Genomic DNA, 22,091 nt, shown 5'->3' with positions numbered 1-22,091 from the left:
ATGACCGGTTTTGAGCGGCCGTGATGGAATTTGGCAGTCATGCTGGGTTTAGGTCCCAGTGGGTTAACACCCGTGTGGGTTCGAGTCCCACCGGCCGCACCGTCCGAAGGGGCCGCCCGACCGACTCCGTTGATCCATGTCGGGTGGCCCCTCAGCGTTGCTCAGCCCAGCAGTTCCCGGACCACCGGTGCCAGTGCGCGGAACGCCTTCCCCCGGTGGCTGATCGCGTTCTTCTCGGCCGCCGTCAGTTCGGCGCACGTGCGCGTCTCGTCCTCCGGCTGGAGGATCGGGTCGTAGCCGAAGCCGTTCGTGCCTGCCGGGGTGTGGCGCAGGGTGCCCCTCAGCCGGCCCTCGACCACGCGCTCCGTGCCGTCCGGCAGCGCGAGTGCCGCCGCGCAGGCGAAGTGGGCGCCCCGGTGTTCGTCCGCGATGTCGGACAGCTGGGCCAGGAGGAGGTCCAGGTTGGCCCTGTCGTCGCCGTGGGTGCCGGACCAGCGGGCGGAGAAGATGCCGGGGGCGCCGCCGAGGACGTCGACGCAGAGGCCGGAGTCGTCGGCGACGGCGGGGAGGCCGGTGGCGCGGGCGAGGGCGTGGGCCTTCAGGAGCGCGTTCTCGGCGAAGGTGACGCCGGTTTCCCTGACGTCGGGGACGTCGGGGTAGGCGTCGGCTCCGACGAGTTCGTGGGGCAGGCCGGCGTCGGCGAGGATCGACCTGAGTTCGGTGATCTTTCCGGCGTTGCGGGTGGCGAGGATCAGGCGGGTCATGGGGACCAGTATTCCGGCCCCCTCGGCCGTCGCCCGCGGCGCCCTTACGGGGTGCAGACCTTCGTCAGTTCGCCGGCCGCGTCGGTGACGGGGCTGATGTCGGGGGTCGGGTCGCCGTTGTCGATGGAGGTGCGGACGTTGTCGACGGCCTTGTCGAGGTCGGCGACGGCCTTGCCGACGTCGGCGTTGTCGGTCTTGTCGCCGAGGTCGCCGAGGTTCTTGTCGATGGAGTCGAGGGACTCCTCGAGCTGGGTGACGTCGCTGGAGGCGCCTTCGACGGCCTGCTGCATGTCGGTGACGCTGTCGGCGACGGCGTCGGCGGTCTGGACGCAGTCCAGTGCCTTGTCGACGGCGTCGCAGCCGGTGGTGAGTCCGGCGGTCAGCGCGACGGCCGCCAGGATGGCGGCGACGGCTGTGGTGCGGCGTCGGCGGCTCGCGGCCATGGAACGGTCCCTCCTCGTCGGGCCCCTGGGGCCCTGGGTCGTTGGCCGGACGCCCGGGGATGAGCCGTGCGCCCGTACTTGTTCAGACGCGGGGGCGGCCGGCGCGGTTGCTCCGCGCCGGCCACCTTCCTTGGTGTGTCCTTTACCTTTCGAGGACGGTATCAAGCGCGGCGCGCTGCGCGGCGGCGAGTTCTCCGCACCCGGCGACGGCGAGGTCGAGGAGGGCGTCGAGTTCGTCGCGGGCGAAGGGCTCGGCCTCGGCGGTGCCCTGGACCTCGACGAAGCGGCCGTCGCCGGTGCAGACGACGTTCATGTCGGTGTCGGCCTTGACGTCCTCCTCGTAGCAGAGGTCGAGGAGGGGGACTCCGCCGACGATGCCGACGGACACGGCGCTGACGGTGCCGGTGAGGGGCTGGCGGCCGGCGCGGATCAGCTTCTTGGACCGGGCCCAGCCGATGGCGTCGGCGAGGGCGACGTAGGAGCCGGTGATGGCGGCGGTGCGGGTGCCGCCGTCGGCCTGGAGGACGTCGCAGTCGAGGACGACGGTGTTCTCGCCGAGGGCCTTGTAGTCGATGACGGCGCGCAGGGAGCGGCCGATGAGGCGGCTGATCTCGTGGGTGCGGCCGCCGATGCGGCCGCGGACGGACTCGCGGTCGCCGCGGGTGTTGGTGGCGCGGGGGAGCATGGCGTATTCGGCGGTGACCCAGCCCTCGCCGCTGCCCTTGCGCCAGCGGGGGACGCCTTCGGTGACGGAGGCGGTGCAGAGGACCTTGGTGTCGCCGAAGGAGACGAGGACGGAGCCTTCGGCGTGCTTGCTCCAGCCGCGTTCGATGGTGACCGGGCGGAGTTGTTCGGGGGTGCGGCCGTCGATTCGAGACATGGCGTCGAGCCTAGTGGTACGCACGGCGAAGGCCCCTTCCGCGGGGGAAGGGGCCCCGAAGGTGTGGCCGTGGCGCGTCGGCACCGTGGCACGTCGGCACCGTGGTCAGCGCCTCGGCGGCGGTGGCTCGGTGGCGGTGGCTCAGCGGCTCACATCATGTCTTCGATCTCGGCCGCGATGGGGTCGGCGTCGGTGCCGATGACGACCTGGATGGCGCTGCCCATCTTGACGACGCCGTGGGCGCCGGCGGCCTTGAGGGCGGCTTCGTCGACCTTGGCGGGGTCCACGACCTCGGTGCGGAGGCGGGTGATGCAGCCTTCGACCTCTTCGATGTTGTCGATGCCGCCGAGCCCGGCAACGATCTTCTCAGCCTTGGTGGCCATGTTCGTTCTCCCTGATCCGAACCGCTTTGTCGCAGTAACCCACAGTTGGCCCATCTTTGCGAGCGGCCCTGTCGTGGGAGCCGGATGATGGCGTCACGACGACGGAACCGTCCTGCCCGACTGGTCTACACCACCGGGTGGACTGCCGACAAACCCGTCCTCGCCGCTCTTCGGCGAAGGGGACCGGATGAGTGCCGGGAGTCCCGCCGGCGGCGGGCACCCTGAACCGGCCGGGGCAGCCGGACGTGTTCGGGGACGAGGGCCCGGGCCGGACGAACGCCTCCGAGGTGACGGTGGGCGCGGGCGGCGCGCTGCCGGGCGGCGGACGGGACGGTGGCCGCCTTCACGTACCGGACCCCGGGGGTGTGCGACGGGTTCAGCGTCCCGGCGGGGCCGGTCGGCCACGTCATCGGCGGGAACCCGGCACCCCGGCCGCGGGCGGCCGTTCCGGCCGGGGGCGTGCTTCGCGGTGGTGTATCACGTGGTCTTCCGGTTCGCGATCGCGCGGTTCGGCCCGAGGACTCCGGGGCGGGAGCCGGAGGAGGAGGTGGAGGACACGGCGAAGGCGTGATCTCCTGAGGTGGAGGCGGCTGCCGGAGTCCCCGGATCCCGGCGGATTCCAGGGGCCGGGGACTTTTCGGTGTGTCCGGGGACGGCTCCGGCCGGGGGCCAGGACGAGTACGGTGCGTAGCCCGGCGGTAGCAGGATTCGCGGGTTCCTTATGCGGCCTTCACCATGCTAGAACAGGTCTACACCAGTAGTGGTGTAGACCACCACCGATGGAGGAAGCATGAGCACCGCCACCGCCTCGGCGGCCCCCGCGAAGAAGCGGGGATCCGGCCTGTTCCAGGGCCTGCAGAAGATCGGCCGCAGCCTTCAGCTGCCCATCGCCGTGTTGCCGGCGGCCGGTATCCTGCTGCGCCTGGGCCAGGCGGACGTCCAGGACAAACTGAACCTGCCCGACAAGGTCACCGCGGTGTTCGCCACGGCGGGCGGGGCGATCTTCGACAACCTCCCGATGCTGTTCTGCATCGGCGTCGCGATCGGCTTCGCCAAGAAGGCCGACGGCTCCACGGCCCTCGCCGCCCTCGTCGGTTTCCTGGTCTACAGCAACGTCCTGAAGGCCTTCCCGGTCACCGAGGCGAAGGTGCAGGACGGCGCGGACATAGCCGCGACCTACAACAACCCCGGCGTCCTCGGCGGCATCCTGATGGGTCTGCTGGCCGCGGTCCTCTGGCAGCGCTACCACCGCAAGAGGCTGGTGGACTGGCTGGGCTTCTTCAACGGGCGCCGACTGGTCCCGATCGTCATGGCGTTCGTCGGCACCGCCATGGGCGTCTTCTTCGGTCTGGTCTGGGAGCCGATCGGCGAGCTCATCTCCGACGCCGGTGAGTGGATCACCGGTCTCGGCGCCGCGGGTGCCGGTCTCTTCGGTCTGATCAACCGCGCGTTGATCCCGATCGGCATGCACCAGTTCGTGAACACCGTCTCCTGGTTCCAGATCGGCGACTTCACCAACGCCGCGGGCGAGATCGTGCACGGCGACCTGAACCGCTTCTTCGCCGGTGACCCCGACGCCGGTCAGTTCATGTCGGGCTTCTTCCCGATCATGATGTTCGGTCTTCCGGCCGCCGCCATCGCCATCGCGCACGCCGCCCGCCCGGAGCGCCGCAAGGCCGTGATGGGCATGATGGTCTCGCTCGCGCTGACCTCCTTCGTGACCGGGGTGACCGAGCCGATCGAGTTCTCGTTCATGTTCATCGCCCCGGTGCTGTACGCGATCCACGCGGTGCTCACCGCGCTGTCCATGGCGATCACCTGGGCACTCGGTGTCCACGCGGGCTTCACCTTCTCCGCGGGCGTCATCGACTACGGGCTCAACTGGAACCTGGCGACCAAGCCCTGGCTGATCATCCCGATCGGTCTGGTCTTCGCGGCGGTCTACTACGTGCTCTTCCGCTTCGCGATCACCAGGTTCAACCTGCCGACCCCGGGCCGCGAGCCCGAGGAGGAGCTCGAGGACACCACGAAGGCGTGAGCCGTCCTCGTACGACATGACACCGGGGCCCCGGAAGCCGTGACGGCTTCCGGGGCCCCGGTCGTCCCGCGTCAGATCTCGTACGTCGCCCCGGTTGCCGCCAGCCCCACCGGGCCGTCGTACACCGCGCGGGCGTCGGTGAGGTTGATCTGCGGGTCGGTCCACGGCGGGATGTGGGTGAGGATCAGGCGGCGGGCGTGGGCGCGGGCCGCGGTCTCACCCGCCTCGCGGCCGTTGAGGTGCAGGTCGGGGATGTCCTCCTTGCCGTGCGTGAAGGCGGCCTCGCACAGGAAGAGGTCGGCGTCGCGGGCGAGGTCGTCGAGCGCGGGGCTCACGCCGGTGTCGCCGGAGTAGGTCAGCGTCTTCCCACCGTGTTCGATGCGGATGCCGTACGCCTCCACCGGGTGCGCGACGCGCTCGGTGTGCACGAGGAACGGGCCGATCTCGAAGGTGGACGGCTTGACCGTGTGGAAGTCGAAGACCTCGCTCATGGAGGAGGCCGAGGGGGTGTCGGCGTAGGCGGTGGTCAGCCGGTGCTCGGTGCCCTCGGGTCCGTGGACCGGCAGCGGGGCGCAGCGGCCGCCGTCGTGCCGGTAGTAGCGCGCCACGAAGTAGGCGCACATGTCGATGCAGTGGTCGGCGTGCAGGTGGCTGAGGAAGATCGCGTCGAGGTCGTAGAGACCGCAGTGGCGCTGCAGCTCGCCCAGGGCGCCGTTGCCCATGTCGAGGAGCAGCCGGAAGCCGTCGGCCTCGACGAGGTAGCTCGAGCAGGCCGATTCCGCGGACGGGAACGACCCCGAGCAGCCGACGACGGTGAGCTTCATGAAGCAGAAACCTCCGCTGGCGGGTGGAGAGACGGGGGTCGTGCGGTCCGTCGAGCGTAAGGCGCGGAACCTGGGGCCGCTCCTCCACCAGGGGCGGTTGTGGGCGAACTCACCTGCGCTGTCACCGGTTCGGTGGGATGGGGCGCGCGTGGGAGCCGGGCGGGGCGTGCGGCGGTGGCGCGCGCCGGTACGGTCGGGGCATGGCCGCGTCCTGGCGGCCCGCCTCCGCCGCGGTGGCCCTGCTCGCGCCGGTCGGCGCGTTCGTCGGCGGATGGGGCCGGGGGCAGCGGAACCGGAGGCGGCGAAGGGCCGGGAGGGGCCACGGGCGGGAGTGGTCCCGTGTCCGGGCACGGCCCCCGGGAACGCGGAAGGGGCCGGAGAGGTGCTCCGGCCCCTGATCGCGCGGGTGGTGCTACGCCCAGAGCTGGCCCTGGAGCGTGTCGATGGCCTCTTGCGTCGTCGCGGCGGTGTAGACGCCGGTCGACAGGTACTTCCAGCCGCCGTCGGCGACGACGAAGACGACGTCGGCGGACTCCCCCGCGTTCTGCGCCTTCTTCGCCACGCCGATCGCCGCGTGCAGGGCGGCGCCGGTGGAGACGCCGGCGAAGATGCCCTCCTGCTGCAGGAGTTCGCGGGTGCGGGTGACGGCGTCCGCCGAGCCGACGGAGAACCGGGTGGTGAGCACGGAGGCGTCGTACAGCTCGGGCACGAAGCCCTCGTCGAGGTTGCGCAGGCCGTAGACCAGGTCGTCGTAGCGGGGTTCCGCGGCGACGATCCTCACGTCGGGCTTGTGCTCGCGCAGGTAGCGGCCGACGCCCATCAGGGTGCCGGTGGTGCCGAGTCCGGCCACGAAGTGGGTGAGGGACGGGAGGTCGGCGAGGATCTCGGGGCCGGTGGTGGCGTAGTGCGCGCCGGCGTTGTCGGGGTTGCCGTACTGGTACAGCATCACCCAGTCCGGGTGCTCGGCGGAGAGTTCCTTGGCGACGCGTACGGCGGTGTTGGAGCCTCCCGCGGCCGGGGAGGAGATGATCTGCGCGCCCCACATGCCGAGCAGGTCCCGGCGTTCCTGCGAGGTGTTCTCGGGCATCACGCACACCATGCGGTAGCCCTTGAGTTTGGCCGCCATGGCGAGGGAGATGCCGGTGTTGCCGGAGGTCGGCTCCAGGATCGTGCAGCCCGGGGTGAGGCGGCCGTCCTTCTCCGCCTGCTCGATCATGTACAGGGCGGGGCGGTCCTTGACCGAGCCGGTCGGGTTGCGGTCCTCCAGCTTGGCCCAGAGGCGGACGTCGGCGGACGGCGACAGCCGCGGCAGGCGCACCAGGGGTGTGTTGCCCACCGCGGCCAGCGGGGAGTCGTAACGCATCGCCGGTCAGGCCATGCCGCCGGCGACGGCCGGCAGGATCGTGACGCTGTCGCCGTCGGACAGCTTGGTGGTGATGCCGTCCAGGAAGCGGACGTCCTCGTCGTTGAGGTAGACGTTGACGAAGCGGCGCAGCTGCTCGCCGTCCACGATGCGGGCCCGGATGCCCGTGTGCCGGGTCTCGAGGTCGGCGAAGAGCTCGGCGAGGGTGTTCCCGGTGCCCTCCACCGCCTTCTGACCGTCGGTGTACTGGCGGAGGATGGTCGGGATGCGGACCTCGATGGCCATGGCTGAGGGCTCCTGTCGGAAGGGTCTGTCGTGGGTTCGAGAGGGCGCGCGGCGGCACGCGGCAGTCCGCCGCGGCTCACGGCACGCGGCGGCAGCGGACGGTCAACAGATGGCGCTGTTCAGCCTGCACAGGTCGACGTGCAGCCGCGCCACGAGCAGCGAGCCCGGCGCCTTTTCGCTCACGTCGAGAAGAACCATGGGGTCATCGTATCGATTCCCGGACCGGCTTCCAGAGTGTGATCTCACCCGTCGGACACCTTTCTTCCGCCATGCGAGACCAACGCCGGATCACCAGGGCCGGTAGGCCTCGACGACCTCGACCTCTTCCTCGGTGACCCGGCCCTCCACGATGCGGAACGAACGGAACTGGAACGCGCCGGCGCCGTCGGTGTCGGCGGTGGAGACCAGGACGTAGTGGGCGCCGGGTTCGTTGGCGTAGGAGATGTCGGTGCGCGAGGGGTAGGCCTCGGTGGCCGTGTGGGAGTGGTAGATGACCACCGGCTCCTCGTCGTTGTCGTCCATCTCCCGGTACAGCTTCAGCAGGTCCTGGGAGTCGAACTCGTAGAAGGTGGGCGAGCGGGCCGCGTTCAGCATGGGGATGAAGCGCTCGGGGCGGCCGGAGCCCGCCGGGCCCGCCACCACGCCGCACGCCTCGTCGGGGTGGTCCTCGCGCGCGTGGGCGACGATCCGGTCGTACAGGGCCTGGGTGATGGTCAGCATGAGGGTCAGGATAAGCAGAGGGGCCGCTCCGTACCGAGGGGTGGTACGGAGCGGCCCGTATGCCGGACGTCTGCCGCGAGGGGCCGTGGGGGGCGCCGCGGGCGCTCCCGGCGGCCCGGCGTCCGCGGTGGGGGCCGGGGCTAGCCGCCGACCTTCTCGAACTCGGTCTCGTCGCGCCGGGTGACCTGCGGGTTGCGGTTCTTGAGGACCGCCCAGCCGATGCCGAGGGCGAGGGCCCAGCCGGCCATCACGTACAGACAGATCCTGGAGTCCGCGTCGTAGGCGATCAGGCCGGTGACGAAGAGCAGGAAAGCGATGGCGACGTAGGAGCAGACCGAGCCGCCCGGCGCCGGGAAGGACGAGGCGGGCAGCCGGCCCGCGACGACCTGGCGGCGGTAGAGGACATGGCTGATCAGGATCATCAGCCAGGTCCAGATGCCGGCCGCGGTGGCGACGGAGACGACGTAGCCGAACGCCTTCTCGGGGACGACGTAGTTCAGGACCACGCCGATGCCCATGAAGACCACCGAGGTGGCGATGCCGAGCGCCGGGGTCTTGGTGGAGGACAGCCGCCGGAAGACCCCCGGGGCCTCGCCGTTGTCGGCGAGGGTGCGCAGCATGCGGCCCGTGGAGTACATGCCGGAGTTGCAGGACGACAGGGCGGCGGTCAGCACGACGAAGTTGACGATGCCGGCGCCGGCCGGGATGCCGATGACCGCGAACGCCTTCACGAAGGGGCTGGCCCCGTCGGAGAACTCGGTCCACTTCACCACGCACAGGATGACGGTGAGCGCGCCGACGTAGAACAGCGCGATGCGCCAGGGCAGGGTGTTGATCGCCTTGGGGAGGGTCTTCTCCGGGTTCTCCGACTCGCCGGCCGTGACACCGACCAGCTCGACGGCGAGGTAGGCGAACATGACGCCCTGCAGGGTCATCAGGGACGAGCCGATGCCCTTGGGGAAGAAGCCGTCGAAGGCCCAGAGGTTGGAGACGGCGGCGGTGTCACCGGCGGCGCTGAAGCCGAAGGTGAGCACGCCCAGGCCGATCAGGATCATGCCGATGATGGCGGTGACCTTGACCATCGAGAACCAGAACTCGATCTCGCCGAACAGCTTCACCGAGATCAGGTTGGCCGCGAAGAGGACGACCAGGAAGACCAGGGCCGTGACCCATTGCGGGATCGCCGGGAACCAGTAGTTGATGTAGATGGCCGCGGCGGTCAGCTCGGCCATGCCGGTGACCACCCACATCAGCCAGTACGTCCAGCCGGTGAAGTAGCCGAAGAACGGGCCGAGGAACTCGCGCGAGTACTCGGCGAAGGAGCCCGAGACGGGACGGTAGAGCAGGAGCTCGCCGAGCGCCCGCATGATGAAGAAGATGATCACGCCGGCGAGGGCGTACATGACGATCAGGCTGGGTCCGGCCTTGGCGATGTTCGCCCCGGCTCCCAGGAAGAGTCCGACGCCGATGGCGCCGCCGATCGCGATCATCTGGACCTGACGGCTGCCGAGCCCGCGCTCGTACCCCTCCTCGGGTACGGACTCCGTGTCGACCTGCGGTGAGGCCATGTGTGGTGCGCCTTTCTCCATGCCGACCCGGGCCGCTGTCGGCCCCGGATCGGGTCTCGATCCCCCCGGACTGATGGAGCTGAGCGGACTCGGGGAGCCCGCTCGTGCCTGGCCGGCGGTCACCGGCTCGGTGGCGCACCCGGCGCGGCATACAGGTGGTGCGCGCCGGGCGATCGTGAAGATTTACCACGGCCGCCGTCCTGACCACGCGGACGATTTGTGGCGTGCCTCACGCGGATAAGCAGACAGAAGGCGCCCGAAGGGGCCATAGGGGATGGGCGCTTTGACGCGATCGTTATCCGGATTTGAGCACCCTCTGAGCGAACACGTCAGGGCACTTTTCCGGACATCCGGCCCGCATTCACGGCATGGGGGTCACGGGCCCCCGGCGTGGGGGCCACGGCCCACGGGGCACGGCACGGGGGCTCACGGATTCACGGCATGAGGGTCGAGACGAGGGTCTCCTGGAGGCCGCCGAGCCACAGGTACGCCATCACCATCGGCTTGCGCGGGTCCTCGTCGGGGAGGTGGAAGAGGAGGTCGCTGTCGTCCTCGTCGCCGATCTCCAGCCGGGAGCCGATCGCCAGGCGCAGGTCGTTCAGGGAGCCGAGCCACCGGCGGGACTCCTCCGGCGACAGTTCGAGCACCGCCCCGCCCCCGCCGGCCGGGGCGAGGGCGTCCAGGGACCGGATCACCGCCAGGGCGTTGTCGCGCTTGCCGGCCCGCAGGTCGTTCTCGGTGTAGCGGCGGAACTCCGCGGAGTGCGCGCGCCGCTCCTCGGCCTCCTCGGCCCCCGGGGCGGCCCCGGGGTCGCCGTAGGCGTCCGGGAAGAGGCGGCGCAGCACCGGGTCGGAGGGCGGTTCGCTCGGGCCCTCGGCGAAGAGTTCGGCGAGCGGGTCGCCGGAGGTGTCCTCGGCGGGGCCGGGACCGATGAGCTCCAGCAGCTGCACGGCCAGGGACCGGATGATGGAGATCTCGACGTCGTCGAGGGCGACGGCCGCGCCGCCGCCGGGGAGCGGTTCGAAGTGTCCTGGCATGGCGGCGATTCGCTACTTCCGGTCCTGCGGGCGGGGTGGGGTCACGGACGGCTCGGTCACTTGCGGTCCTGCTGGAGGGTGGCCCACAGTCCGTAGCCGTGCATGGCCTGGACGTCGCGTTCCATCTCCTCGCGGCTGCCGCTGGAGACGACCGCCCGGCCCTTGTGGTGGACGTCGAGCATGAGCTTGGTGGCCTTGTCCTTGGAGTAGCCGAAGTACGTCTGGAAGACGTACGTCACATAGCTCATGAGGTTGACCGGGTCGTTGTGGACGATGGTGACCCACGGGACGTCGGGCTCGGGTACGGCGAAGACCTCCTCCGCCGGCTCGGTGCGTTCGATCTCCAGGGGTGCGGGTGACGTCACACGACCCATGCTGCCACCGCAGGGGGGTGTTGGCACAAACCGGCCCGGCGGGCCGGGGTGCCGTCCGGCATGCGGACCCCATTTCGTCAAACTGACGAAATGGGGGTAGCATTCCTGCCATGAACACAGCGGACCTTGGGCTGCCGGTGGACGTTCCCTCGACGGCGCTCTTCACGGACCAGTACGAGCTGACCATGCTGCGGGCCGCGCTGAAGGCCGGTACGGCCGGGCGGCGCAGCGTGTTCGAGGTCTTCACCCGGCGGCTGCCGGACGGCCGCCGCTACGGCGTGGTGGCCGGCACCGGGCGGGTCCTCGACGCGGTGGAGAACTTCCGTTTCGACCCGGGCGTCCTCGGGTTCCTGCGGGAGAAGGACATCGTGGACGGGGAGACCCTGGACTGGCTGGCCGACTACCGCTTCTCCGGTGACATCTGGGGCTACCCCGAGGGCGAGGTGTACTTCCCGGGCTCGCCGGTCATGCGGGTCGAGGGCAGCTTCGCGGAGTGCGTCCTGCTGGAGACGGTGATCCTCTCGATCCTCAACCACGACTCGGCGATCGCCGCCGCGGCCTCCCGGATGTCGTCCGCCGCCGGGGACCGCCCGCTGATCGAGATGGGTGCCCGGCGCACCCACGAGCTGGCCGCGGTGGCCGCCGCGCGGGCCGCCTACGTCGGCGGCTTCACCTCCACCTCCGACCTGGCGGCCGGTTTCCGCTACGGCATCCCGACCGTGGGCACCTCCGCCCACGCCTTCACCCTGCTCCACGACCGGGAGCGGGACGCCTTCCGGGCCCAGGTGGACTCCCTGGGCGGCGGTACGACCCTGCTCGTGGACACCTACGACGTGACCGAGGCGGTCCGTACGGCCGTCGAGATCGCCGGACCGGACCTGGGTGCCGTGCGGATCGACTCCGGTGACCTGCTGCTGGTGGCGCACCGGGTGCGGCAGCAGCTGGACGAGCTGGGCGCCACCGGCACGAGGATCATCGTGACCTCGGACCTGGACGAGTACGCCATCGCCTCGCTGGCCGCGGCGCCCGTGGACGCGTACGGGGTCGGGACCCAGCTGGTGACCGGCTCCGGGCATCCGACGGCGTCCATGGTCTACAAGCTGGTCGCCCGCGCCGAGTCCGCCGACCCCAGGGCGCCGCTGGTGCCGGTGGCGAAGAGGTCCGCCGGCGGCAAGACCTCCCTCGGCGGCCGCAAGTGGGCGGCGCGGCGGCCGGACGAGTACGGCGTCGCCGAGGCCGAGGTGGTCGGCACCGGTCCGGTGCCCGCCGGGCTGGCCGACCGGCAGCTGCTGGTGCCGCTGGTCAAGGGCGGCGAGGTGGTCGCCCGCGAGCCGCTGGACGTGGTCCGCGACCGGCACGCGGCGGCCCGCGCGGGTCTGCCGCTGTCGGCTACTCAGCTCTCCCGTGGGGAACCCGTCATTCCGACGGAGTACGCGCACCTGCCGTCGGGGAGCTGACCCCCGCGTGCCCCCCGTACGCGGGGCGGAGCCCCCGGTACGCGGGCCCGGACCCCTCGGGCGCCGTGCCGTGCCCCTGTCCGCGCCGTCCGCTGTTCCATAGGCTCGGAGGTTCACCAGGCCGGGCCCGTCCCCCCATCCCGCCCTCGACCCCCGTAGTCGACTTAGTCGAAGGACACCGACCATGCGCCGCGCACTGATCGTCGTTGACGTGCAGAACGACTTCTGCGAGGGGGGGAGCCTCGCCGTGGCCGGCGGTGCCGACGTGGCCGCCGCCATCACCGAACTGGTCGGCCAGGCCCCGGCCGGCTACCGGCACGTGGTGGCCACCCGGGACCACCACATCGCCCCCGGCGGCCACTTCGCCGACCAGCCCGACTACGTACGCTCCTGGCCCGCGCACTGCGTGGCCGGGACCGAGGGCGTCGGCTTCCACCCGAACTTCGCCCCCGCGGTCGCCTCCGGCGCGGTCGACGCCGTCTTCGACAAGGGGGCGTACTCGGCGGCGTACAGCGGGTTCGAGGGAACCGACGAGAACGGCACGGGCCTGGCCGACTGGCTGCGGGAGCGGGAGATCGACGAGGTGGACGTGGTGGGCATCGCCACGGACCACTGCGTGCGGGCCACCGCCCTGGACGCGGCGAAGGAGGGCTTTCGCACCCAGGTGCTGCTCGCCCTCACCGCGGGGGTCAGCCGGGAGACGACCGAGCGGGCGCTCGAGGAGCTGCGGGAGGCGGGGGTGGAGCTCTCCGGGAAACCGGTCGTCTGAGGACGCCCCGGCCGTCCGGCATCCGCCTCCCGCCCCGGACGGGACGCCGCACACCGGCGGCCCGGCCGGCACGGTCCCGGAAGGGGCGCCGGCCGGGCTTCACCGGGTCACCCGTCCTGCGGGGACCTTCGGTGATCCACCACGACGTAGGTGAGGGCCGCGACCAGCAGAACGGTCAGGACGGCCAGCTCCACCTCACCGACGAGTCCCCCGAAGGCCGTCAGCACCAGGACGAAGACCGCCACGATGCCGATGATCCTCACGATGAGTTTTCCCATGTCTCCTCCATGATCGCCGATCCCTTGCGGACCGCTTCCCGGTGAGGCGTCACCGCGGGCGACGGCCGCGGCCGTCGTGTCGCCGGCCGACGGTCCCACCGGCATCCGGGTGCGGGAGCGAGGGTCCGCGCATCAGGCCGGCGCGGCGGGCTGCCGCAGCAGTGCCCGGATCGGGCGCCACAGCCCCGTGAACGTGACATCGCTGTCAGCGGTCGTGCGCCATATCAGGCCGTCGGGGTGGTGGAGTACCGCGGTGATCTCGTCGGGGGTCGGCGGGGCGGCGTTGCCCCGCAGGTAGACCGCGCGCATCCCCAGGTTGCGCAGCCTGGTCAGGGCGCGCGCCCGGTTGTGGGCGTGGACGAGGACGCGGACCCCGGCCGGTGCGTCGGCGGCGGGGCTGGGCAGGTTCAGTGCCACCACCACCGTGCCGTTCGGCAGCTTGCAGAAACCTCCTGCGGCCATGCGGTCATACCCCCGTGTCAGCCGGTGTCAATAAGAGAGCCACAGGAGGCACCTAAACACGGATCGGCGGTGACCCGCCAGGGGGTCACCGCCGATCACGCCTTGACCTGCGAAGATGCTATTTACCTGCCCGCGGGGCCGACCTCGAGCTCGATCGTCGAGCCGTCCTTGGCCTCCTTGGCGATCTTGATCTTCGTGTTGGTGTCAGTGATCTTGACACCGGCGGTCGGGTTCGACGCGTCGTAGTAGTCGTTGGCGCGGTCGTTGAAGACCGGCACGCCCCTGGACGACGGGATCCACGTCGCCACGTCCGACTTGTGCAGCGTCATGCCCTCGGTGCGGTACTTGCTGAACGGCGAGTCGTAGGACTGGACGCGGTTGCGCATCAGCGTGCCGTCGGACCACTTCAGCGCGGCCGGGTGCGAGTCGACCGGCAGGAGCAGGCCGGTGCCCGGGTGCTGGCTGGTGTTGTTGTCCGCCTGGGAGGTGTCCCACTTCCAGATCAGCAGACCGGTCTGGTACGCGTAGTGCTCCACCCAGTCCGGGCGGCTGTTCGCGAAGCCGAAGTTGTACGGGCCCGTCTTCAGCGTCTTGTCGTACGACACGTACTGGCGGTTCTCGGCGATGTAGTACTGCGCGTAGTCCTCGGTGAAGGACGCGCCGACGCGGGAGAAGCCGGTGGCCTTCCAGGCGGCGTCCGCGCTCTCGGCGTCGTCGGAGAACAGCGGCCTGCCGTCGGCCGTCACCGTGATCGCGTCGGCCGTGAAGCCCTTCTGGGCCACGCCGCCGTCCGTCTGGTAGCGGAAGCGCAGGTCGATCTTCTGGCCGGCGTAGGCGTCCAGGGAGTACGCGAGCTTCTCGTGACCGTCGACGGTGCCGTGCAGGGCCGGCTTGCCGCTGCCGTCGCGCGGGATCGGCCGGCCGTCGACCGTGCCGTCGACGGCGGTCCAGTTGGCGCCGCCGTCGGTCGACACCTCGGTGTAGAGGTAGTCGTAGTCGGCCTCGATGTCGTACCAGCCGTCGAAGGTCAGCTCGGCCCGCGACGTGCCCGTGAGGTCGACCGGACGCGTCAGCGTGTTCCTGAGGTCGTTGCCGCTGCCGCTCCACCACTGGGTGGCGCCCTCGGCCGGCTGGACGATCTCGGTGGAGACGGCCTTCTCCGGCAGCTCGACGACCAGCGCCTGCTTGTGCTTGGTGTTGTACTCGGCGACGCCCAGCTTGTGCCAGGAGTCGACGCCGGCCTTGGCCGTGTCGTAGTTCAGCCAGCCGAGCTGGAGCTTGTCCCAGGCGGTCATGTCGCCGGGCAGGTCGCCGATCTCGTTCTTGCCGGTACCGAGCCAGGAACCGGACGACATCAGCGTCCAGAAGCCGGTGGAGTTCTCGCCGCCGGCGGTGTCGTAGTGGTCCGGCAGACCGAGGTCGTGGCCGTACTCGTGGGCGTAGACGCCGAGTCCGCCGTTCTCCGGCTGGATGGTGTAGTCGCCGACCCAGATGCCGGTGTCGCCGATCTGGGTGCCGCCGAGCTTGTTCTGCTCGGGGCCGGTGGCGCCGGCGTCCGTGCCGAAGGCGTACCAGCGGTGGGCCCAGATCGCGTCCTCGCCCTGGGCGCCGCCGCCCGCGGACTCGTCCTCACCGGCGTGCACGACCTGGAAGTGGTCGATGTAGCCGTCGGACTCGTTGAAGTCGCCGTCGCCGTCGAAGTCGTAGCGGTCCCACAGGTCGTACTGGGAGAGCTGCGACGTGATCTGGGCGTCGGTCCGGCCGGCCGCCTTCTGCTGCTCGACCCAGGCGGTGACACCGTCCTGCACCGCGTACCAGGCGCAGTTGTCGGGCTCGCACTTGTTGGAGCCGTACCGGGCCTCGTTGTAGGGGACCTTGACCCAGTCGGAGACCTCGCCGTCGACCGAGTAGCGGCCGGAGGACTGCTTCTCGTAGTAGGTCTTGACCGAGTCGACGCCCTGGCCGGAGCCGAAGTACAGCTCCTCGAAGTGCTGCTGGTCGTAGTCCTCCTGCCAGGCCGTGGAGTTGTCCGTCCTGCGGTCCGGCTTGGCGATCTGGTTGTGCAGCGGGCCCGGGGTGCCGCCGTAGCGGCTGTCGACCTTGTCCCCGAACTCGACCAGGATCGTGAAGATCTTGTCGGTCTTCTCGCGGCCGAGCTCGACGTACTTGCCGTCGCCCTTCTTGCTCTTCAGCTGGACGACCTTCGAACCGTCCCGGTTCTTGACCGTGGCCTCACCGGATATGACCTGCTTGAGCGCCTCCTCGCGCTGGGCCGCCTGCGTCTTGGAGAGCGGGCCGTCGAGGTCGTGGTCGGCGTGGTGGCGGTCCGCCGGGTCGTGCCGGTCGACCGCGCCGGGGCGATCGGCCCCGTCCGCCGTGTCGGCCTGGGCCGTGGTGAACGCAGAGCAGGTGGCGGTGGCCGCCGCGAGCGCGACGCCTATCGCGGCCGCTCTGAACGTCCAGGGTCTTCTCTTCACTTGAGGTCCCCTCTTGCGTGCGCATGCGCGGACAAGGGAGGTTCCGTGATTGGAAGGGTCCCGCGCATACGTGATCAACGCGTGTAGTCAAGTGACGACATTTGACTAGAGGTTCGACGGAAAAAACAGCCCTTGACTTGCACCGTTCAACTGCACTATGCGAAGGCGACGTTCACTTACCGGACACATCGGTGCGAACCGGAGACAGGCGCGCGCAATCGTTCACGGGGCGGACGCCATGACTCCGTGCGCCCCCTGTGCACCGGCCCTGTCGGTCAGGTCACGCTTACCGTCTGTTCCGCCCGGGCACCCTCGCGGTGAGAGCCGGCTGGCGGAACGCCCCTGAACCGGCGGAAAGCCAGGCCGACAGCCCCGACGTCCGAGGACACGATGGCCATGCCCCGTCCGACTGCCGCCCAGCTCGCTTACGGTTCGTGCACCGTGGTCCTGGCGACTCTCGCCATGCTGCTGTTGTCCGGGACGAGTTCGGGCGCGGGCATCGCGGTCGTCGCCGTCTCGGCGCTCGCCCTCGGACTGCTGGTGGCCACGAGGGTCCCGGTCCCCGGGCCCCGGCGCCCGGCCGCGGTGGAACAGCCCGCTCCGCCCGAGGCGGTACGGGCCCCCCTCCCCTCCCCGGCCCGCGAGCCGGCGCGGGAGCGGGCGGCGCCCTGACACCCCGGCCGGTCCGTCCGCCCGCGCGTCACCTGGTGCTGACCACCACGGTCTTCGCCGCCTTGTCGTGCAGGCCCTGCTTGTAGGGCCGGTCGAAGAAGCTCCAGCCGCCCGAGATCGCGGTCCACACGCAGGCGCAGCAGAACGCGAACGGCAGCCACAGCACGGCGGCGCGGGTCAGCGCGGTCTGCACGGAGGGGTTCGAGCCGTCGGCGAGATCGGCCACCCGCATGCCCAGCCACTTCTTGCCCAGGGTCTGACCGGAGCGGGCGGTCATGAAGGTGTCGTACGCCGTGTAGAGGACGGCGGCGATGACGGACTGCCCGAAGCCGTTGCCGACGTTGATCCGGTCGCCGTCGACGTTGTACTCGCTGACCCCGAACGGCCAGGTGAGCAGCCAGACGACGATGCCGACGAGGAGCATGTCGACGATGCGGGCGAGCGTGCGTCTGGCGCTGTCGGCGAGCGGGGGCATGCCGGAGAGGGGATCGGCGGGGCCGGGGGTGCCGCCGTACGGGCCGCCGCCCTGGGGCCCGCCGCCGTACGGGCCGCCGCCCTGTGGGCCGCCCTCGTGCCGACCGCCGTCGGCGCCGTGGGGGCCGCCGGGGGTGTCGTACGGAGAGCCCGGCCCCGGTGCGCCGGGACCGCCCGGCGGGGGGTGCTTCCTGAACGGGTCGTCGTCCGGCGGCTGCTGACCGGGGCCGGAGGGCGGTTCGGTGCTCATGGCCCGAGTCGACCGCGAAGCCCCCGGCCCCGCATCCGGCGAGCCGCCGTCCGGAGTACCGGTGCCGGGAGTGCCGCCGCGGATCAGCCGGCGACGAAGGTGTGCGCCGCCTTGTCGTGCCAGCACTGGCGCCAGGGCTTGTCGAACAGGCACCACAGGACGCCGACGACACCGACGAGGAGCAGCCCGGGGACGCTGTAGACCAGCCAGCGGCGCAGGGCCGCGCCGAACTCCGGCGCCTCGTGGCCCTCGATGTCCCGCACCTCGATCCCCAGCAGCCTCTTGCCCAGTGTGCGGCCCCACTTGACGGTGGGCAGCACCTCGTAGAGGACACCCGCGAGCAGGAGGACGGCGAGCACGATGCCGAGGTGGACGGCGGTCGTGCCGTCGAGCAGCCAGACCGTGACGGTCTCGCCGGACAGCCTGGCCGCCTCGATCTTCGCCTCGATGTGGTCGACGGCCTCGATGCCCAGCGGTACGCCGGCCACGGCGGTGACGGCGCCCAGGACGACGGTGTCCAGCAGCCGGGCGGCCAGGCGCTTCCCGAGCGGGGCGGGGCGGGCCGCGGCCTGTCGCCGTGCCATGGCCTGGAACGGGTCCTCGACCGGCGGCTTCCACGGCGCGGCCGGCGGCTCCTCGCCGTCGGCGAGCCGGTGCACCTGCTGCGCCCACGAGGACTGGCCGCCGCCGGAACCGCTCGTCAACGGCGCGAGGGAAGCGGCGGGAGCGGCCGGAGCGGGAGAAGCCGCCGGGGCGGGGGAAGCGGCGGGGGGAACCGGCGCGCCCGTCCGCGGGGGCACGGCCGGGGCGGCGGCCTGCTGCGGACCGGACGGCGCCGTGGCCGCCGAGCCGGCACGCGCGGCGGCGGCCTTCCCGGCCGCGAACCCGGGCCGCCCGGAGGGCGCGGGGCCCGGCTGCCCCGCCGGGCCCCGCGCCGTGTCCCGCCTGACGGCGCGGAAGGTCATGGTGCCCTCGTCCGCGGGCGCCGCGCCGGAGGCGTCGGCCGCCTGCCGGGGCTCCGCCGCCGGCCTGCGGAACGTGAAGGTGTCGCCCGCGCCGGCGGCACCGGCCGTCCCCGCGTCCGCCGTCCGTGCGGCCGGCGTGCCCGCGGCCGCCTCCGGGGCGGCCGGTGCGGACGCGTGCGGCACCCTCGGGTCGGCGCCCCAGGAGACCTTGCGGTCCTGGTCGCCGCCGAAGCCGGACTGGCGGGAGCGGTCGGCGACCCAGGCCGAGGCGGGTTCGGGCCGGCTGCCGTGCTGCGACTCGGCCGGGGACGGGCCCGCCGCGGACGACGGGTCCGGGGACGGTTCGCCGGCCGGGTCCTCGTCGAAGAAGTGCGGGCCGGTCTCCTCCACGGAGGGCCCCGCCGGGCCTGCACCGGGCGGCGGGGGGAGCACCTCGCCGTCCTTGGGCGCCGGACGGCTCGTGCCCGGCACCCAGGAGGAACCGTTCCAGTAGCGGACATATCCAGGAATGGACGGGTCCGGGTAGTACCCGTCGCGGGGCCTGTCGTCACCGGGGGCCGGGGTTGGGGCGCTCATGTCCGTCGTCCCGTATCTGCTCGAGGGGTGGGTCGGGGGGAACCACATCTACCAGACGAGCGGGAGCCGGGCCGTCCGTCCGGCCGTACCCCACTCCTTTCGGGCACCTTCTCGTTCAGAAGAGCTTGCCCGGGTTCAGAATGCCCAGCGGGTCGAAGACCCGTTTGACGGCCCGCTGCATCTCCAGCCCCACCGGGCCGAGTTCGCGCGCCAGCCACTCCTTCTTCAGCACACCCACGCCGTGCTCGCCGGTGATGGTGCCGCCGAGTTCCAGGCCGAGCGCCATGATCTCGTCGAAGGACTCGCGGGCCCGCCGGGCCTCCCCGGGATCGGCCGCGTCGAAGCAGACCGTCGGGTGGGTGTTGCCGTCGCCCGCGTGGGCGACGACGCCGATGGTGAGCCGGTGCTTCCGCGCGATCCGCTCGACGCCCTCGACGAGTTCGCCGAGCCGGGAGCGCGGCACGCACACGTCGTCGATCATCGTGGTGCCCTTGACCGCCTCCAGCGCGACCAGGGACATCCGCCGCGCCTGGAGCAGCAGTTCGGACTCGGCGGTGTCCTCGGCCGGCACGACCCGGGTGGCGCCGGCGGCCTCGCACAGCGCTCCGACGGCGGCGAGGTCGGCGGCCGGGTCGGTGGTGTCGAAGGCGGCCAGCAGCAGCGCCTCGGTGGACTCCGGCAGGCCCATGCGGGCCATGTCGTTGACCGCCTTGACCGTCGTACGGTCCATGAGTTCCAGGAGCGAGGGGACGTGACCGCCGGCCATGATGCGGCACACGGCGTCGCAGGCGGCGGCGGAGGAGGCGAACTCGGCGGCCAGCGCCAGCTGCCCGGGCGGTTCGGGCCGCAGGGCGAGAACCGCCCGGACGACGATGCCGAGCGAGCCCTCGGAGCCGACGAACAGGCGGGTCAGATCGTAGCCGGCGACGCCCTTGGCGGTGCGCCGGCCGGTGGACATCAGCCGGCCGTCGGCGAGGACGACGTCCAGTCCGAGGACGTACTCGGCGGTCACCCCGTACTTCACGCAGCACAGTCCGCCCGAGGCGGTGCCGATGTTTCCGCCGATGGTGCACGTCTCCCAGCTGGAGGGGTCCGGCGGGTAGGAGAGGCCGTGTTCGCCGGCGGCGCGGGAGAGGGCGGCGTTGAGGACGCCGGGTTCGACGACGGCGATCCGGTCGACCGGGCTGATCTCCAGGATGCGGTCCATCCGGATCAGGGAGAGCACGACGCAGCCGTCGGTGGCGTTGGCGGCGCCGGACAGGCCGGTGCGGGCGCCCTGCGGGACGACGGGGACCCGCAGCTCGGTGGCGGTGCGCATGACGTGCTGGACCTGTTCGACCGTGCGCGGCAGGACGACCACCGCGGGGCTGCCGGCCGGGCAGAAGCTCGCCATGTCGTTGGCGTAGGAGGCCGTGACGTCGGGATCGGTGAGGACCGCCTCCGCGGGCAGTCCGCCGAGCAGCCGGTCGACGAGGGAGCCGGCCGTCACCGTGTCTTCATCGCGTCGCGCTTCGATACGGCTCATGATCACAGCGTCGCACCCGGGGCCATCGGTGTGAACCCCGCGTACGGCAGCCGCCGTACCCCGGGGTGTGTTCATCGTATGGACGCGGGGTGTGGCGCACAGTGTGCGCCATGGACGACAAGCCTTGTGAGCCCCGGAAGCGGGTGAGGCACCGGGTGCTGCTCTCCTCGGTCGCCGGGTGCGCGGTGCTGGGCGGGGTGCTGGTGCTGCCCTGGGGGCAGGCGGTGCCGCCCCCGGGTCCGGGGGCGCGGGCGCTGGCGGCGGTCACCGGCGGCGTGCCGGCCGCGCTGCCCGATCTGGCGGCGCTGGCCGAGGAGCGCGAGCGGCATCTGAGGAAGCGGCCGGGGGACGCCCGGGCCTGGGCGGTGCTCGGCTCGGCCCGGGTGGAGCAGGCGCTGCGGCTGGCGGACCCGGTGTACTACTCGCGGGCGGAGAAGGCGCTGCGCACCTCGCTGAAGGTGCGGCCGGGAAACAACGCCCCGGCGCTGCGGGGGCTGGCGGCGCTGGCGAACGCCCGCCGGGACTTCGCCGGGGCGCGCCGGTGGGGCGAGGCGGCGCGGAGGCTGGAGCCGGGGCGGTGGACGGCGTATCCGCCGCTGATCGAGGCGTCCATGGGGCTCGGTGACGACGAGGAGACCGGGAAGCTGCTGGAGCGGCTGGGCGACCTGCGGGACGGGCCGGCCGTACGGGCGCGGGCGGCGGCCGTGTACCGGGAGCGGGGCTGGCGGGAGGACGCGGCGGCCGCGCTGGCCGACGCGGCGGCGGCCGCCGGGGAGCCGGCCGAGCGGGCGGCGTACCTGGAGCGGGCCGGGCAGCTGGCCTGGGAGCGCGGCGACCGGGAGGACGCGCTGCGGCACTTCCGGGAGGCGGTGCGGACCGACCCCGACCAGCGGGCGGCGCAGGCCGGTCAGGGGCGGGCGCTGGCGTCGCTGGGCCGGATGACGGAGGCGCTCAGCGCGTACCGGGTGGCGCTGGCCAGGCACCCCCGGCCCGAGTACGCGCTGGAACTGGGCGAGCTGTACGAGTCGCTGGGGCTGCGGCAGGCGGCCGGGGTGCAGTACGGGCTGCTGCGGGAGCGGGTGCGGCTGGCCGCCGCGCACGGGGGCGACGAGGACCTGGTGCTCGGCCGGTACGAGGCGGACCACGGGGACGCGCGGGCGGCGGTGCGGCGGCTGCGGGCGGAGTGGGAGCGGCAGCCGTCGACGGCGGTGGCGGATGCGCTGGGGTGGGCGCTGCACCGGGCGGGGCGGTCGCGGGAGGCGCTGCCGTTCGCGGTGCGGGCGACGGAGGGGACGCGGGGCGGTGGGGTGCGCAGCGCGCCGTACGTGTTCCACCGGGGGATGATCGAACGGGAGCTGGGGCGGTACGGGGCGGCTCGGCGGCATCTGCGGGAGGCGTTGCAGATCAATCCGTACTTCTGTCCGCTCCGGGTGCCGCGGGCGAAGGCGGCGCTGGCCCGCCTGGGGGAGCCGTCCGTCCAGGCGGGGCCGGGGCCTTCCTGAACGCG

The 22,091-nt window shown here is 71.9% G+C and carries 23 protein-coding genes, 1 tRNA gene and 1 pseudogene; 7 read left to right on the top strand and 18 right to left on the bottom strand.

Going from position 1 to position 22,091, the window contains the following annotated elements; translation table 11 throughout:
• The first annotated feature begins 14 nt into the window (after window positions 1-14).
• A tRNA-Leu gene (locus ACF07S_RS04090) sits at window positions 15-99 on the top strand.
• Between the two features lie 62 nt (window positions 100-161).
• Here ACF07S_RS04090 and rdgB read toward each other — a convergent pair.
• The 4 genes from rdgB to ACF07S_RS04070 form a co-directional block, all read right to left on the bottom strand.
• Window positions 162-764, bottom strand: coding sequence for an RdgB/HAM1 family non-canonical purine NTP pyrophosphatase (rdgB, locus tag ACF07S_RS04085; RefSeq protein WP_391962387.1), 603 nt, complete (start codon window positions 762-764; stop codon window positions 162-164).
• A gap of 44 nt (window positions 765-808) precedes the next feature.
• Window positions 809-1,207: a hypothetical protein gene (locus tag ACF07S_RS04080; RefSeq protein ID WP_391973370.1), complete on the bottom strand. Its 399-nt coding sequence runs from the start codon at window positions 1,205-1,207 to the stop codon at window positions 809-811.
• A 142-nt stretch (window positions 1,208-1,349) separates the two neighbouring features.
• Window positions 1,350-2,087 carry a ribonuclease PH gene (gene rph / locus ACF07S_RS04075; protein WP_391962389.1) on the bottom strand — a complete coding sequence of 246 codons (738 nt, stop codon included), beginning with the start codon at window positions 2,085-2,087 and terminating at the stop codon, window positions 1,350-1,352.
• Window positions 2,088-2,236: 149 nt separating this feature from the next.
• Entirely contained in the window at window positions 2,237-2,470 is a 234-nt protein-coding gene (locus ACF07S_RS04070) for a glucose PTS transporter subunit EIIB (RefSeq protein WP_030868674.1), read from the bottom strand.
• Between the two features lie 360 nt (window positions 2,471-2,830).
• Between ACF07S_RS04070 and ACF07S_RS04065 the strand changes: the two are divergent.
• Together ACF07S_RS04065 and ACF07S_RS04060 are read left to right on the top strand one after the other, a co-directional pair.
• Window positions 2,831-3,041: pseudogene (locus ACF07S_RS04065) on the top strand (PTS lactose transporter subunit IIC); the annotation flags it as partial.
• A 219-nt stretch (window positions 3,042-3,260) separates the two neighbouring features.
• Complete coding sequence (locus ACF07S_RS04060) at window positions 3,261-4,508, top strand: PTS transporter subunit EIIC (protein ID WP_391973369.1); 1,248 nt, start codon at window positions 3,261-3,263, stop codon at window positions 4,506-4,508.
• 71 nt (window positions 4,509-4,579) lie between these two features.
• Here ACF07S_RS04060 and ACF07S_RS04055 read toward each other — a convergent pair whose 3' ends face one another.
• The 8 genes from ACF07S_RS04055 to clpS form a co-directional block, all read right to left on the bottom strand.
• Window positions 4,580-5,332 (bottom strand): MBL fold metallo-hydrolase, encoded by a 753-nt coding sequence (locus tag ACF07S_RS04055; RefSeq protein WP_391962391.1) that lies wholly within the window; start codon window positions 5,330-5,332, stop codon window positions 4,580-4,582.
• 412 nt (window positions 5,333-5,744) lie between these two features.
• A complete protein-coding gene (locus tag ACF07S_RS04050) occupies window positions 5,745-6,695 on the bottom strand; it encodes a PLP-dependent cysteine synthase family protein (protein ID WP_391962392.1) in 951 nt (316 codons plus the stop codon).
• 6 nt (window positions 6,696-6,701) lie between these two features.
• A complete protein-coding gene (locus ACF07S_RS04045; RefSeq protein ID WP_391962393.1) occupies window positions 6,702-6,980 on the bottom strand; it encodes a MoaD/ThiS family protein in 279 nt (92 codons plus the stop codon).
• A 102-nt stretch (window positions 6,981-7,082) separates the two neighbouring features.
• Window positions 7,083-7,178, bottom strand: a complete 96-nt coding sequence (locus ACF07S_RS04040; RefSeq protein ID WP_391962394.1) for a putative leader peptide — start codon at window positions 7,176-7,178, stop codon at window positions 7,083-7,085.
• A 90-nt stretch (window positions 7,179-7,268) separates the two neighbouring features.
• Window positions 7,269-7,700, bottom strand: coding sequence for a Mov34/MPN/PAD-1 family protein (locus ACF07S_RS04035; RefSeq protein ID WP_391973368.1), 432 nt, complete (start codon window positions 7,698-7,700; stop codon window positions 7,269-7,271).
• A 140-nt stretch (window positions 7,701-7,840) separates the two neighbouring features.
• On the bottom strand, window positions 7,841-9,268 hold the full coding sequence (locus ACF07S_RS04030; RefSeq protein ID WP_391962396.1) for an amino acid permease: 1,428 nt from the start codon (window positions 9,266-9,268) through the stop codon (window positions 7,841-7,843).
• 434 nt (window positions 9,269-9,702) lie between these two features.
• Complete coding sequence (locus tag ACF07S_RS04025) at window positions 9,703-10,305, bottom strand: DUF2017 domain-containing protein (RefSeq protein ID WP_391962397.1); 603 nt, start codon at window positions 10,303-10,305, stop codon at window positions 9,703-9,705.
• A 56-nt stretch (window positions 10,306-10,361) separates the two neighbouring features.
• Entirely contained in the window at window positions 10,362-10,679 is a 318-nt protein-coding gene (gene clpS, locus ACF07S_RS04020) for an ATP-dependent Clp protease adapter ClpS (protein ID WP_391962398.1), read from the bottom strand.
• Between the two features lie 110 nt (window positions 10,680-10,789).
• Between clpS and ACF07S_RS04015 the strand changes: the two genes are divergently transcribed.
• A complete protein-coding gene (locus ACF07S_RS04015) occupies window positions 10,790-12,136 on the top strand; it encodes a nicotinate phosphoribosyltransferase (RefSeq protein WP_391962399.1) in 1,347 nt (448 codons plus the stop codon).
• A 184-nt stretch (window positions 12,137-12,320) separates the two neighbouring features.
• A complete protein-coding gene (locus ACF07S_RS04010; protein WP_391973367.1) occupies window positions 12,321-12,905 on the top strand; it encodes a nicotinamidase in 585 nt (194 codons plus the stop codon).
• A gap of 107 nt (window positions 12,906-13,012) precedes the next feature.
• On the opposite strand, the gene ACF07S_RS04005 is transcribed toward ACF07S_RS04010, so the two are convergent.
• The 3 genes from ACF07S_RS04005 to ACF07S_RS03995 all read right to left on the bottom strand — a co-directional run bounded on the left by ACF07S_RS04005 (window position 13,013) and on the right by ACF07S_RS03995 (window position 16,122).
• Window positions 13,013-13,183 carry a hypothetical protein gene (locus tag ACF07S_RS04005; RefSeq protein ID WP_391962401.1) on the bottom strand — a complete coding sequence of 57 codons (171 nt, stop codon included), beginning with the start codon at window positions 13,181-13,183 and terminating at the stop codon, window positions 13,013-13,015.
• A gap of 132 nt (window positions 13,184-13,315) precedes the next feature.
• Window positions 13,316-13,645 carry a hypothetical protein gene (locus tag ACF07S_RS04000; RefSeq protein ID WP_391962402.1) on the bottom strand — a complete coding sequence of 110 codons (330 nt, stop codon included), beginning with the start codon at window positions 13,643-13,645 and terminating at the stop codon, window positions 13,316-13,318.
• A 122-nt stretch (window positions 13,646-13,767) separates the two neighbouring features.
• On the bottom strand, window positions 13,768-16,122 hold the full coding sequence (locus tag ACF07S_RS03995) for an immune inhibitor A domain-containing protein (RefSeq protein WP_391973366.1): 2,355 nt from the start codon (window positions 16,120-16,122) through the stop codon (window positions 13,768-13,770).
• A gap of 390 nt (window positions 16,123-16,512) precedes the next feature.
• Here ACF07S_RS03995 and ACF07S_RS03990 point away from each other — a divergent pair, with 390 nt between their 5' ends.
• The gene (locus ACF07S_RS03990; RefSeq protein ID WP_391973365.1) at window positions 16,513-16,794 is read left to right on the top strand and encodes a hypothetical protein; all 282 of its coding nucleotides are present in this window, start codon (window positions 16,513-16,515) and stop codon (window positions 16,792-16,794) included.
• Window positions 16,795-16,822: 28 nt separating this feature from the next.
• On the opposite strand, the gene ACF07S_RS03985 is transcribed toward ACF07S_RS03990, so the two are convergent.
• The 3 genes from ACF07S_RS03985 to ACF07S_RS03975 form a co-directional block, all read right to left on the bottom strand.
• Entirely contained in the window at window positions 16,823-17,518 is a 696-nt protein-coding gene (locus ACF07S_RS03985; protein ID WP_391973364.1) for an RDD family protein, read from the bottom strand.
• Window positions 17,519-17,601: 83 nt separating this feature from the next.
• Complete coding sequence (locus ACF07S_RS03980) at window positions 17,602-19,059, bottom strand: RDD family protein (RefSeq protein WP_391962406.1); 1,458 nt, start codon at window positions 19,057-19,059, stop codon at window positions 17,602-17,604.
• 115 nt (window positions 19,060-19,174) lie between these two features.
• Window positions 19,175-20,590, bottom strand: a complete 1,416-nt coding sequence (locus ACF07S_RS03975; RefSeq protein ID WP_391962407.1) for an FAD-binding oxidoreductase — start codon at window positions 20,588-20,590, stop codon at window positions 19,175-19,177.
• 104 nt (window positions 20,591-20,694) lie between these two features.
• Between ACF07S_RS03975 and ACF07S_RS03970 the strand changes: the two genes are divergently transcribed.
• Window positions 20,695-22,086, top strand: a complete 1,392-nt coding sequence (locus ACF07S_RS03970) for a tetratricopeptide repeat protein (protein ID WP_391962408.1) — start codon at window positions 20,695-20,697, stop codon at window positions 22,084-22,086.
• Window positions 22,087-22,091 lie beyond the last annotated feature (5 nt).

Origin of the sequence: Streptomyces sp. NPDC016640, from assembly GCF_043076215.1 — a bacterium.
Lineage (GTDB): Bacteria > Actinomycetota > Actinomycetes > Streptomycetales > Streptomycetaceae > Streptomyces.
The sequence above is the reverse complement of the archived record's forward strand: the minus strand, read 5'-3'. Positions and strand labels throughout refer to the sequence as shown.